This is a genomic window from Micromonospora sp. NPDC050686 (genome assembly GCF_040654475.1).
GTDB lineage: Bacteria > Actinomycetota > Actinomycetes > Mycobacteriales > Micromonosporaceae > Micromonospora.
Map to the genome: position 1 here is coordinate 37,805 of NZ_JBFAID010000024.1, position 12,666 is coordinate 50,470.

General features: G+C 74.2%; 10 protein-coding genes. 2 read left to right on the plus strand and 8 right to left on the minus strand.

The genetic code is table 11. The annotated features are described in order from the left end of the window. Positions 1–111 precede the first annotated feature (111 nt). The 7 genes from AB0H57_RS17560 to AB0H57_RS17590 form a co-directional block, all read right to left on the minus strand. Complete coding sequence (locus tag AB0H57_RS17560) at positions 112–1,632, minus strand: FGGY family carbohydrate kinase (RefSeq protein WP_357507558.1); 1,521 nt, start codon at positions 1,630–1,632, stop codon at positions 112–114. Beyond that, positions 1,632–3,281 (minus strand): glycerol-3-phosphate dehydrogenase/oxidase, encoded by a 1,650-nt coding sequence (locus tag AB0H57_RS17565; protein ID WP_357507560.1) that lies wholly within the window; start codon positions 3,279–3,281, stop codon positions 1,632–1,634. The genes AB0H57_RS17560 and AB0H57_RS17565 overlap by 1 nt, the downstream gene beginning before the upstream one ends. Before the next feature lie 75 nt (positions 3,282–3,356). Further along, a complete protein-coding gene (gene lsrF / locus AB0H57_RS17570; RefSeq protein ID WP_357507562.1) occupies positions 3,357–4,244 on the minus strand; it encodes a 3-hydroxy-5-phosphonooxypentane-2,4-dione thiolase in 888 nt (295 codons plus the stop codon). Further along, the gene (locus AB0H57_RS17575) at positions 4,237–5,250 is read right to left on the minus strand and encodes an ABC transporter permease (RefSeq protein WP_357507564.1); all 1,014 of its coding nucleotides are present in this window, start codon (positions 5,248–5,250) and stop codon (positions 4,237–4,239) included. The genes lsrF and AB0H57_RS17575 overlap by 8 nt, the downstream gene beginning before the upstream one ends. Further along, positions 5,247–6,203 (minus strand): ABC transporter permease, encoded by a 957-nt coding sequence (locus AB0H57_RS17580; protein ID WP_357507566.1) that lies wholly within the window; start codon positions 6,201–6,203, stop codon positions 5,247–5,249. Before AB0H57_RS17580 ends, AB0H57_RS17575 begins: the two co-directional genes overlap by 4 nt. Next, on the minus strand, positions 6,200–7,768 hold the full coding sequence (locus AB0H57_RS17585; RefSeq protein WP_357507568.1) for a sugar ABC transporter ATP-binding protein: 1,569 nt from the start codon (positions 7,766–7,768) through the stop codon (positions 6,200–6,202). Before AB0H57_RS17585 ends, AB0H57_RS17580 begins: the two co-directional genes overlap by 4 nt. A gap of 47 nt (positions 7,769–7,815) precedes the next feature. Further along, positions 7,816–8,913 (minus strand): ABC transporter substrate-binding protein, encoded by a 1,098-nt coding sequence (locus tag AB0H57_RS17590; RefSeq protein WP_357507570.1) that lies wholly within the window; start codon positions 8,911–8,913, stop codon positions 7,816–7,818. A 273-nt stretch (positions 8,914–9,186) separates the two neighbouring features. On the opposite strand from AB0H57_RS17590, the gene AB0H57_RS17595 reads away from it, so the two are divergent. Beyond that, positions 9,187–9,930, plus strand: coding sequence for a GntR family transcriptional regulator (locus AB0H57_RS17595; protein WP_357507572.1), 744 nt, complete (start codon positions 9,187–9,189; stop codon positions 9,928–9,930). A gap of 95 nt (positions 9,931–10,025) precedes the next feature. Beyond that, positions 10,026–10,160, plus strand: a complete 135-nt coding sequence (locus tag AB0H57_RS17600) for a hypothetical protein (RefSeq protein WP_357507574.1) — start codon at positions 10,026–10,028, stop codon at positions 10,158–10,160. A 178-nt stretch (positions 10,161–10,338) separates the two neighbouring features. Here AB0H57_RS17600 and AB0H57_RS17605 read toward each other — a convergent pair whose 3' ends face one another. Next, positions 10,339–12,654 (minus strand): glycoside hydrolase family 3 N-terminal domain-containing protein, encoded by a 2,316-nt coding sequence (locus AB0H57_RS17605; RefSeq protein WP_357507576.1) that lies wholly within the window; start codon positions 12,652–12,654, stop codon positions 10,339–10,341. Positions 12,655–12,666: the final 12 nt, after the last annotated feature.

Genomic DNA, 12,666 nt, shown 5'->3' on the forward strand with positions numbered 1-12,666 from the left:
GCCTGCCCCACCCCTGGCGGCCCGCACGGCCGCACGGCCGTGCGGCCGAGCGGCTGCCGGATCGTCGACCGGCCCGCCGCTCGGCCCCGTGGGCGTGGCGCCGACGCTCGGCTACCCCGACGCGCGGTAGCGCTCGACCTCGGACCAGACGGCCGACATGCCGGCCAGGCAGCGGTCGAAGGCCTCGGCCTGCCGCAGGTACGCCGCCCGGTCGGCGCCGGGGTGCACGCACAGGTCGTCCTCGTCGTGCACGCTCCACGCCGGCCCGTCGTGGCCCAGCGCGCCGGGCAGCAGGGACGCCACCCCGCGCGCCCCGAGTTCGCTGGTGAGCTGCCGCCGGACCGGCCGGCCGAGCACGTCGGCGAAGATCTGCGCCCAGACGGCGGAGCGGGCGCCGCCGCCGGCCAACCGCCACGGGCGGTCCCCGATGTCCGCGCCGCTGGCCAGCACCCGGTCCAGCTGCACCCGGTGGTACTGGGCGACCCCCTCGATGACAGCCCGGGTGAGGTGACCCCGCCGGTGGTTGCTGGCCAGGCCGAGGAAGGTGCCGGAGGCCGACGGGTGCTCGGGCGAGCCGTTGACGAAGGGCAGGAACAGCAGGCCCTCCGCACCGGGCGGCACCTCGGCGGCCTCCGCGAGCAGGTCGGCGGCGGGCACCCCGCCGGCCTGCCGGGGCGCGACGGCGGCACAGGCCAGCCACTCGAGGTTCGCCGCCGAGGTCGGCGCGACCTCCATCGCCAGCATGGTGGCCGGGTCGGGCATGAAGGCGCTGAGCGTGACCTCCGGCGCGGGGGTGCGGGCCGGCACGACGACACCGTTGATCGCCCACGTACCGACGATGATCGTCCCCTCGCCGAGGCCCCGGCCACCGGCGCCCAGGGTTGCCGCGACGCAGTCCATGCAGCCGGCGATGACCGGGAGGCCCTCGGGCAGGCCGGTGCGGGCGGCCGCGGTGGCGCTCAGCCCGGCGACCACCTCGTCGGAGCGCCGCAACGGCGGGAACCGGTCCAGGTCGCCGGCGGGCAGGCCGACCAGTTCCAGCGCCGTCGGGGTGTAGTCGCGGGTGTCCAGGGCGACCAGGCCGAACGCGCTGGCGTCGCTGTAGTCGGCGCTGGCCACTCCGGTGAGCTGCGCGGTGACCCAGTCCTTGCAGGACAGGGCCCACCGGGTGGCCGCGTACGCGGCGGGTTCCGCGTCCCGCAGCCAGCGCAGCAGCACGGCCGGTTGGGCCGCCCACGGGATCGAGCCGGTCTCCCGGGCCAGCCGGCGGGCCTCCTCGGGCGGGATGGCCGCGACGATGTGCTGGGCCCGGGTGTCCGAGGAGGCGATGGCCGGGCCGACCGGGCGCAGCGCCGCGTCGACCGGGTAGAGGCCGTTGCCGTGCGCGGCCACCCCGACCCCGGCCGGGGTCCAGCCGTCGCCGGCGAGCTCGCCGGTGATCTCGGCGAGCAGCGCCAGCACCGTGTCGGCCAGGGCGGCCATGTCCACGTCGTGGCGGTGCGCGGTGACGCTGGTGCGCGGGGTACGGGCGTGCACGACGGCCAGCTCGCGCCCGTCGGCGTCGAAGGCGGCCGCCTTGGTGGCGGTCAGCCCGACGTCCACCCCGAGGTAGCAGGTCTGCGGAGCGTGCATCACAACCTCCTGTCGTTGATCGGGGCGACCGCCGGGCGGTCGAGCGCGCGGGGCCGGAAGCGACGCAGCGCGGCGTGGTAGCCGGCCACCTCGGCCCGAACCCGGTCGGCGTCCCAGCCGAGCTGGGGAGCGACGGCGTTTGCGCAGGTCAAGGCGGTCGACACCGCCATGTCCGGGCCCAGGCCGATCAGGGTACGGCGCAGCAACGCGTCCGCCAAGGTCACCGCCCCTTCCACCCGGAAGGCGAGGACCAGCTCGGCGGCGACCGCGCCGGAGTCCTCGTCGACGACGGCGCCGAGTTCCGGCTCGGCCCGGACCAGGTCCAGGACCGCGCGGGCCCGTACGCCGTAGATGTCGAGCAGCCGGGTGGCCTGGGCCGCGGTGAGCGGTGCGGCCGAGCGCCGGAACTCCGCCTGGAACGCCGGCCAGTCGGCGGTGTCGGCGCCGGGCAGCGGGCGGGTCCGGGTGACGCACCGGCCGCCGCGGCGGCCCAGGATGCGCAGCGCCGCGTCGGTGACGTCCTCGGCGAGCGCGCGGTGGGTGGTCAGCTTCCCGCCGATGACGGTGAGCAGGCCCGGGTGGGCGGGGGAGTGGTCGAGCACGGTGTGCCCTCGGCTGATCTTGGCGTTGTCCGCCACCCCGGCCGTGTACGGCAGGGGACGCACCCCCGCGACGGTGTAGAGCACGTCGGCCGGAGTGAGGTTGGCGGTGGGGAAGAGCCGGTTGGTCTCGGCCAGCAGATAGTCGATCTCCGCGTCGCTGGCCACCACCTCGTCCAGGTCGCCCTCGTACGTCAGGTCGGTGCTGCCCAGGATGAACCGGCCCTGCCAGGGGAAGACGAAGATCGGGCGCCGGTCGGCGGCGGCCTCGAAGAAGATGCAGGTGTCCGGCGCGCCCGGGAACGGGTCGATGACCACGTGGCTGCCCTTGGTGCCGCCGTTGAGGCGCCGGCTGTCGACCTGGCCGTCGAGGATCCGGTCGATCCACGGCCCGGCCGCGTTGACGGTCAGCCGGCCCCGGAGCACCGCCTCCCGGCCGGTCCGGTCGTCGCGGGTCCGTACCCCGAGGACCCGGCCGTCCTCGACGAGCAGGCCGGTCACGGTGGTGTAGGTGAGCACCCGGGCGCCCAGCTTCTCCGCGTCCAGCAGCAACTCGACGCAGAGCCGCTCCGCCCACGGCACCTGCGCGTCGTGGAAGAGCACCCCGCCGCGCAGTCCGTCCCGGGACAGGTTCGGCCACCGCCGGGCGATGGTCCGGACCGACATGCCGCGGCTGCGTCCGCGCCCGCGACGGGCGGCCAGCACGTCGAAGGCGGCCAGGCCGAGCCGGATCAGCGGGCCCGGCCGGCTGTCGGCGGCGTACGACGGGATCAGCATGGGGTAGTCGTGCACCAGGTGGGGGGCGGTGCGGAAGAGCAGGTGCCGTTCCCGGATCGACTCGTGCACCAACCGGAAGTCGTACCGTTCGAGATACTTCAGGCCGCCGTGGATGAGCCGGCTGGACGTGGCCGTGGTGCCGGCGCCCACGTCCCCGCGGTCCACCACGACGACGCTCAGCCCTCGGCTGGCGGCGTCGCGGGCGGTGGCGAGGCCGTTGATGCCGGCGCCGATGACGACGAGGTCGACGACGTCGGTCTCTGGGTGTGACATGTGGGGCTCCCGAGGAGGAGAGGTGCGGGTCCGGCCGGAGCCGTCACGGACGGACCCGCACCCCCGGCGGATGGGTCAGGCGACGGCGGAGCCGGCCGCCCGCTCGCGGAAGAGCTCGTACGCCTCCTCCGGCTTGGCGTCGTCGTGCACCACGGCCCGGATGGCGGCGAGCATCGCGGCCGGGTGCTCGCTCTGGAAGATGTTGCGGCCCATGTCGACGCCGGCGGCGCCCTCCTGCATCGACCGGTACGCCATGGTCAGCGCGTCCAGCTCCGGCAGCTTCTTCCCGCCGGCCACGATGATCGGCACCGGGCAGCTGGCGGTCACCGTCTCGAAGCCCTCGCTGACGTAGTACGTCTTGACGATGTGCGCGCCCATCTCCGCGCTGATCCGGGTGGCCAGCCGGAAGTAGCGGGCGTCGCGGACCATGTCCTTGCCCACGGCGGTGACGCCCAGGACGGCGATGCCGTGCCGCTGCCCGGCGTCCACCAGTCGGGCCAGGTTCGCCACCGACCGGGACTCGTGCTCGCCGCCGATGAACACCTGGATGGCCAGGGCCGCCGCGTTGAGCCGGACGGCGTCCTCGACGTCCAGCGCGAGGTGCTCGTCGGAGAGGTCCTTCAGCACGCTCGGGCCGCCGCTGGCCCGCAGCACGACGCCGGCGCTGCTGTGCGACGGGATGCTGGTGCGCAGCGCCCCGCGGGTCATCATGATCGCGTCGGCGTCCGGCACCAGGGGTGCGATGTTCCGGTCGATCTGCTCCAGCCCCGCCATCGGGCCGAGGAAGTAGCCGTGGTCGAAGGCCAGCATCACGGTACGGCCGTCGTCCGGCCGGAAGATCCGGGCGAGCCGGTTCTGCAGGCCCCAGTCCTGGGCGTGCGCACCCTTGACGTGGAAGCCGGTGGCGGCGCGCTCACCGGTGGCGAAGTCGCGGGCGTCGAGCAGGCCGTCGATGTCAGGCATTGTTGTCTCCTGTCGTGGTGGAGGCCGCGGCTGCCGGTTGCAGCCGCCGCCGGGTTCGGATGCGGCGGGCGGGGCCGGATCGGGTGCCCCCGCCGGCCAGGAAGAGGACGAAGAGCACCAGACCGCCCTTGAGCAGGTTCTGCGCCGCGGTGCTCCAGCCCACGAGGTTGACCAGGCCGTCGAGCAGGATGAAGAACAGCGCGCTGCCCCAGATGCCGGCCGGCACCGCGCGACCGCCGGAGATCAGCGTCCCGCCGATGACCACGACGGCCACCGAGTCGAGCAGGTAGCGGGTGCCGAGGTCCGGCGACGGCGCGATGTAGGCGGCCAGCAGGGCGCCGGTCAGCCCGGCCAGGGCGCCGCTGGCGAGGTAGGTGGTGGTGATGACCCGGGCGACCGGGACGCCGGCCCGTTCGGCCGCCGGCCGGCTCTGGCCGACCGCGAGCAGCGACCGACCGTAGACGGTGCGGCTGAGCAGCGCCGCGACCAGCACGGTCAGCGCGGCGACGGCGACCGCCAGCACCGGCACCCCCGCCGGGCGGAGGTTGAGCAGCCGGCGCAGGCCCTCGTCGGGCACGGCGGTGAAGCCGTCGGCGAGCGACAGCGTCAGCGAGGACGCGATCAGCCCGGCCGCCAGGGTGGCGATGATCGGCGGTACGGAGAGCCCGAGGATGGCCACCACGCTGATCACGGCGATCGCGACGCCGGTGCCGACGCCGGCCAGGAGGCCGAGCGGGACCGAGCCGGTGGTGGCGGTCACCTGGACCGCGACGAACCCGGCGAGGGAGATGATCGACGCCACCGAGACGTCGATGTTCCCCGGGCCGGCGGTGATCACGAGCATCTGGCCGAGGCCCACGATGACCAGGTAGGGCGCGAGGGACAGGGCCAGCGAGACGGTCTGCCCGCCGCCGCCCTCGGTGGAGATGGCCAGGATCAGGATCCAGACCAGCGCGGCGGCGAGGAACCCCCAGATCCAGGGGCGGGCCAGGGTACGGGGGGTCATCGGAGCACCTTTCCGACCACGACGCGGCCGGCGAGCACGGCCAGCACGATGCCGCCCTGCACGGCCGACTGCAGGTTCGACGGCACGTCGAGCAGGCTGAGGACGACGGCGACCAGGCCGAGGGTCACGCCGCCGATGGCGGCCCCCCACGGCACGGCGGTGCCGCCGGCGAACGAGCCGCCGCCGAGGATCACCGCGGCCACCGTGATCAGCGTGTAGCTGCCGGCGGACGAGACGTCACCGCCGCCGGTCTGCGAGGCCAGCACCAGGCCGGCCAGGACACCGAGGGCGCCCGCCGCGCCGTACGCGACCACGCGGGAGACCAGCGGCCGCAGGCCGGCGCGTTGCAGGGCCACCGGGTTGCTGCCCAGCGCCCGGACCCGTACGCCGACGGCGCTGCGCGCCGACAGCAGCCAGACCAGCGCGGCGACGAGCAGGATCGGCAGCACCGGCGCGGGGAAGCCGACCGGTTGCCAGGACCCGAAGGTGGCCAGCCATCCCGGGGTGCCGCCGCCCGGCGTGGGCAGGATGAACAGGCCCAGGCCGAGCCAGACGAACGACGCGCCGAGCGTGGCGATCAGCGAGGGCACCCGGCGCAGGTGGATCAGCGCGCCGAGCACCGCGTACGCGGCCACCAGGCCCAGCAGGACCAGCACGCCGGTGCCGGGGGAGTCCACCAGCATCGTGGCGGTGACGACGGTGACCAGGCCGACGAAGTTGCCGATGCCGAGGTCGATGTCCCCGACCGACATCAGCATCATCTGCGCCTGGGCGGCGATCACCAGCGGGACCGTGGCGGACAGGACCAGCGTGAGGCCGGGCACGGTGAGCACCCCCGGTTGCAGGGACGCGCAGACGGCGAGCATGGCGGCCAGGGCCACCGCGCTGACCGCGGCGGGCGCCATCCGGCGCCGCAGGGCCGGCGGTGCGGCGGTGGTGAGCAGGGTGGTCATCGCGACGCTCCCTCGGACTCGGACTCGGACTCGGGCTCGGCTCCGGTTTCGGCGAAGGAGACGGCGATGATCCGCTCCTCGGTGACCTCCGCGTCGGTCAGCTCAGCCACCACCCGCCCGGCGCGCAGCACGTAGACCCGGTCGCAGTGGGACATCTCGGCGTTCTCGCTCGAGTACCAGACGACGCTGCGGCCCCGGGCCGCCTCCTCCCGGATGAGCGCGTAGAGGTCGGTCTTGGTGTGCACGTCGACGCCCCGGAAGGGGTCGTCGAGCAGGACGAGGTCGGCCGCCGAGGCGAACGCCCGGGCGACGATCACCTTCTGCTGGTTGCCGCCGCTGAGTTCGGTCATGGCCGCGTCCGGGCCACCGCGTACGGCCAGCCGGTCCACCCAGTGCCGCACCGTGGCGCGTTCCTCGGCCAGCCGGCGGACGCCCCGCCGGGCCAGGCCGCGCATGGCGGTGACCACCAGGTTCTCCGCGACCGACCACAGTGGCAGGACGCCGGAGCGTTGCCGGTCGCCGGGGACGTAGGCGCGGGTGCCGGTCACGGTGGTGTCCCGCCGTACCGGTCGCCACAGCCGCTCCAGGACCTCCTGCTGGCCCTGGCCGGCGAGGCCGGCCAGGCCGACGACCTCCCCGGCCCCGACCCGGATCGACACGTCGTGCAGGCCGTGGCCGCCGGCGTGGCGCAGCTCGGCGACAGTCCGGCGGTGCGCGTCCGGCCGGTCGGTCGGGGCGGCGGCCGGCGCGGCCGGCTCGGCCACCTCGGCGCCCATGAGGGTGAGCACGTCGTGCTCGCCGAGGCCCGTGGCGGGCCGTTCGGCCACGACCGCCCCGTCGCGCATCACCGCGACCCGGTCGGCCACCGACAGCACCTCGCGGATCCGGTGCGAGATGAGCAGCACGGCGGTGCCGTCGGCGGCGAGCCGCCGGACGTACGCGTAGAGCGAACGGGCCGCGTCCGGCCCGAGGGACTCGGTCGGCTCGTCGAGGATCAGCAGGTCGAGCCGGTCGACCAGGGAGGCCCGGGCGATCTCCACGAACTGCCGGCGGGCCAGCGACAGGTCCTCCACCCGGTCGCGGGGGGACACCCCGTGGCCCGGGAACATCTCGTCGAGTCGCCGCCGGACCGCGGCGGCGGCCGCCCGGCGCCAGCCCACCCGGGGCAGGCAGTGGCGGGAGGAGAGCCAGATGTTCTCCGCCACGGTGAGGTGCGGGCAGAGCGAGGTCTCCTGGTACGCCATCCGCACGGTGCGGAAGGCGGGCGCCCCGGGGCGGACGTCGCCGGGCGTCACCTCCCGGCCGCCGACGGCGACCGCACCCTCGTCGCAGGCCTCCAGCCCGGCGAGAACGCGCATCAGCGTGCTCTTGCCGGCGCCGTTGTGCCCGACGAGGCCGAGCACCTCGCCGGCGCGGACGTCGAGGTCCACGCCGGCGAGCGCCCGGGTGCGTCCGTACGTCTTCGCCACCCGCCGTGCGGTGACGACCGGCTGGCGCCCGGTCGGTCGCGGGTCGCCCTGCGGCGGGGCCGCGACCGACCCCGACGGCAGGTTGTCGACGTGCATGATCGCTCCTCTTGGTCGTCCGGTCGGCCGTCGGCCGAGCCCTGGGGTCAGTTGGCGGCCGACGGGATCGGCGGGGTCACCGGCTTGGACCCGTTCTTGACGGCCTCGACCTGCTGGCGGAACAGCTCCTGCGTCCACGGCCAGGCGGCGTACTCGTCCGGCTTGAGGACGGCGGCCCAGGCGTCGCGGTCCTGCTGCTCCACGAGCACGATCGGGAAGGTCAGCTCCTTCGGCACGTCCTTGCCGTCGAGCAGGTCGAGCGCCTCCCACAGGGCGGCGACGGACTGGCCCGGGTCGGACATGACGGCGACCGAGCCGTTGTCGAGCTTGTTGTCCTTCCAGTAGTTCAGGGCGCGGCCGTTGGTCTCGAAGGTCAGTGCCGGGACGGGCTTGCCGGCGGTGCCGAAGGCCTGCGCGACGCCGTAGCCGTCGCCGCAGCCGATGACGCCGTCCACGGTGGGCACGCTCGACAGGACGCCGAGGATGGCCTTCTGGGCCTTGGCCCCGTCGCACATGCCGTTGACGGTGGCGGCAACCTTGACGTCCGGGTGCTTGGCGAGGATGTCCTGGGTGGTCTGGTACATCTCGGCCTCGGGCTGGGAGCCGACCACGCCCCGGCTGACGATGACGGTGCCCTTGCCGCCGATGCCCTCGATCAGCGGCTCGGCCGCGGCCGTGGCCCAGTCCTTGAAGCTGTTGAGCAGCACGTGGGCGCAGGGCGCGTCGATCGCCGAGTCGAAGACCACGACCTTGACGCCCTGGTTGCACGCCTGCTCGATCACCGGCTTGAGCGCGGTCGGCGAGGCCGGGTCGATGAGCAGGGCGTCGGGCTTCTGCACCAGCAGGCTCTTGATCTGGGCGACCTGCTCGGTCGCCGAGTTCTCCCCGGGCGCGTTGACGACCTTGTACTTGCCGATCAGCCCGTCCTGCTGGGCCTTGGTGGCGGCCTGCTCGAACTTGGCGATCATCGTCTGCCGCCAGCCGTTGCCGATGAAGCCGTTGCTCAGCGCGATGAAGGGCTTGTCGTCGCCGCCGGCCGTGCCGTCGGCGGCTGAACCGCAACCGCTCGCGGCGGCGGCGAGGCTGGCGGCGAGTGCGGCGGCGACGACGGCCCTACGCCGCCGGAGCGGGGGTGTGGTGGTCATTGGTGGGGCCTCCAGACGGGGCGGACCCGCCGTAGCGGGGTGCGTTGTTCCCTGATCACCGGGACCGCCGAGACGACGGTCACGTGGCAGTCATTACAGACCTGTAATGACAGGAGCGCTAGAGCTGCATGACAAACGTGTTGCAGGTCACAGTGATTCTGGTTACGGCACCATAACGACCTGGTACTTCGCCTCCAAGTGGGGTCCGAATCCTGTCATGACAGGCGGGATCCGGCGTGGCATGCTGTATCCGGTCGACGGGGAAGGGAACCCATGACGATGACGTACCCGCGGTTGGCCCGGGACGGGGCCGAGCCGCTGTGGATGCAACTGATGCGCGCCCTGCGTGGGCAGATCGAGTCCGGCGACATCGGGCCCGATCAGCCGCTGCCCTCGGAGGCGGAGCTCAGCGTCCGGTACGGCGTGTCGCGCACCGTCGTCCGGGAGGCGCTGCGCGAGCTGGTCCAGCAGCGGATGATCTACAAGGTCAAGGGGCGCGGCGCGTTCGTGGCGCCCCGCAAGACCGAGCTCCGGTTCGTCGGCTCGGTCTCCGGCTCCGCGGACGACCTGCGGGAGTCGGGGCGGCGGGTGACCACCCAGACGATCAGCCAGAGCCTGGCCGAGGCCGACCAGCGGGAGGCGGAGCTCCTCCAGATCCGCCCCGGCGAGCCCGTGGTGCGGATGCGCCGGCTCCGGCGCGTCGACGGCCAGCCGTGGCTGCTCGTCGACACCGCCCTGCCGGCCCGGCTGGTGCCCGGACTGGAGCGGGCGGTGCTGGAGAACCAGTCGCTCTACGACGTGCTGCGCCGCCGGTACGGGCTGGAGGCGGCGGCGGCCGACCGCTGGATCGAAGCCGTCTTCCCCGAACCCGAGGACGCCGCGCTGCTCGAGGTCACCACCTCGACGCCCCTGCTCGGCATCGAGTCGGTGGCCTGGCTGCCCGACGGGGTCCGCTTCGAGGCGTACCACGCGCTGCACCGCAGCGACCAGACCCGCTTCTTCGTCGGCATCCGGTAGCGACAGCGTGGCCTGGCCGCCCGGCGCCTGCTGGCCCGGATGGTCGGGGCGGGAACGGTGGGAGCGCCGCGCCGATCCACGGCGAGCACGGTCCGGTGATCGCCGCGGTCAACGTCTCCGCGCACGCCAGCCGGGGGTCGTTCGAGATGATCCGCCGGGAGTTGCTCCCGCCGCTGCTGGCCGCCGCGAAGCGGATCGAGGAGGACCTCCGGGGCGGGCCACGCCGGTAGCCAGCCGGCCCCGATCGGCGCGTCCTGGCCGGCCGGGTGGCGGGCCCGGCGGGGGCGACGGCGCCGTTCTGCGCGTGATACCTCTCAGGCATGAATATGACTGAGAGGTATCACGCTCGATCGCGCATCCGCCATCCGCCCGGCAGCTGACCCGGTTGCGGGCCGAGCCGCTCGATCCTCACCTGACCTCGGACGTGGTCCAGCGCGCCGAGGCGTTGGTGACCGGCACGGTCGCACCGACCAGTGTGGTCAGCGCCTCGGCGTCCCGCCGCACGCTGGTGCCGACCCAGAGTTCGACCTCGCCGGGCTCCACGACCCGGGTCAGCGTCCGGTCGGAGAAGGCCAACCGGGTGGTGGGGACGGTCAGCTCGACGGTGACGGACTGGCCCGGCGCCAGGTGGACCCGCCGGTAGCCGAGCAGCTGCGCCACCGGCCGGGTCACCGAGGCCACCGGGTCGTGGCCGTACAGCTGGACCACGTCGTCGCCGGCGACCGCGCCGGTGTTCGTCACCCGCACGGTCACCGGCAGCATCCCGCCGGTCGGCGCCGTGGCGGGCGCGGTCAGGTCCGCGTACGCGAACGTCGTGTACGACAGGCCGTGGCCGAACGGCGCCGCGGGCGTCGTCGACAGGTTGGTCACCTCGTTGCCCGCGCCGAGCGTGGGATGCAGGTACGAGTAGGGCTGGGCCCCCGCCGAGCGGGGCAGGCTGACCGGCAGCCGGCCCGACGGATTGACCCGCCCGGCGAGCGCGCCGGCGAGCGCGCCGGCGCCCTCCTCGCCGGGGAAGAACGCCTGCACCACCGCCGCGCATCGGGACAGCGCCCAGTCGACGGCGTACGGCCGGCCGGTGACCAGCACCAGCACGACCGGGGTGCCGGTCGCCAGCACCGCCTCGACCAGGTCGCGCTGGACGCCGGGCAGCTCCAGGTCGTCCCGGTCGCAGCCCTCGCCGACCGTGCCGCGCCCGAAGAGGCCCGCGTGGTCGCCGACGACCAGCACGGCGACCTCCGCGGCGGCCGCCGCGGCGACGGCCTCGTCGAAGCCGGACCGGTCGTCGGTGTCCACGTCGCAGCCCCGTGCCCAGCTGACCAGGTGGTGGCCGAACTCGTCGCGTACCGCGTCGAGCACCGTCGGCACCTCGATGCCGGTCTCCACACCGGGGTGCTGGACGAGCACGTGGTTGAGGAAGGAGTAGCACCCGAAGAGGGCGCCCTGCCGGTCGGCGTTCGGACCGATGACCGCCACCCGCCGGCCGGCCGGCACCGGAAGTACGCCGTCGTTGGCGACCAGGACGACCGACTGCTCCGCGAGGCGGCGGGCGATCGACCGGTGCTCCGGCGAGTCGAGGTCGACCGCCGGCGGCGGCTCCTCCGTGAAGGTCGCGTCGAGCAGCCCGAGCTCCAGCTTCTGCCGCAGCACCCGCAGCACCGCCCGGTCGACGAGCGCCTCGTCGAGCGTGCCGGCCCGCACCGACTCGCGCAGGGTCAGATAGGCGTCGCCCGTCGGCAGCTCGACGTCGACCCCGGCGGTCAGCGCCTGCACCGCCGCCTCCGCGTGGTCGCCCGCGACGTGGTGCAGCAGGTTCAGGAACGCCACCCCGAAGTAGTCGGCCACCACCGTGCCGTCGAAGCCCCACCGGTCCCGCAGGACGCCGGTCAACATCGTTGGATCGGCCGCGACGGGCACCCCGTCGATCTCGGCGTAGGAGTGCATGACGCTGCGCGCGTCGCCGTCGAGGATCGCCATCTCGAACGGCAGCAGCAGCACGTCGGCGATCTCCCGCGGACCGGCGTGCACCGGGGCGAAGTTGCGCCCGGCCCGGGAGGCGGAGTATCCGACGAAGTGCTTCAACGTGGCGTGCACCCCCTGCGACTGCAGGCCACGCACGTACGCGGTGCCGATGGTCCCGACCAGGTAGGGGTCCTCGGCGATGCACTCGTCGACCCGGCCCCAGCGCGGGTCGCGGATCACGTCGAGCACCGGGGCGAGGCCCTGGTGCACGCCCAGGGCCCGCATCGACGCCCCGATCGCCGCGGCCATCTCGGCGACCAGCTCGGGATCGAAGGCCGCGCCCCACGCCAGCGGGGTTGGGAAGGTGGCCGCCTTCCAGGCCGAGAGCCCGGTCAGGCACTCCTCGTGGACGATCGCCGGGATGCCGAGCCGGGTGCCGGTCACCAGATCGGACTGGAACTTCCACAGCCAGGACGCGCGGGCGGCGGCGTCCACCGGCCGGGTGCCGTACGCCCGGGTGAGGTGGCCGAGGCCGTGCCGGGAGAAGTCCTCGAGCCGGCCGACGTCGGCGAACTCGCCCTGCAACGGCGCGACCGACTCGCCGTCCTCCTTCTCCCAGAAGCCGACGAGCTGCGCGACCTTCTCCTCGATCGTCATCCGGCCGAGGAGCTCACGTACGCGAGCCTCGCCGTCCGGCCGGTCATGATCCGGACCTGCCTGAGCCGGCACCGGCCCGGCCACCGCCCCGCGGACCTCAGTCATGCTGTGCCTTTC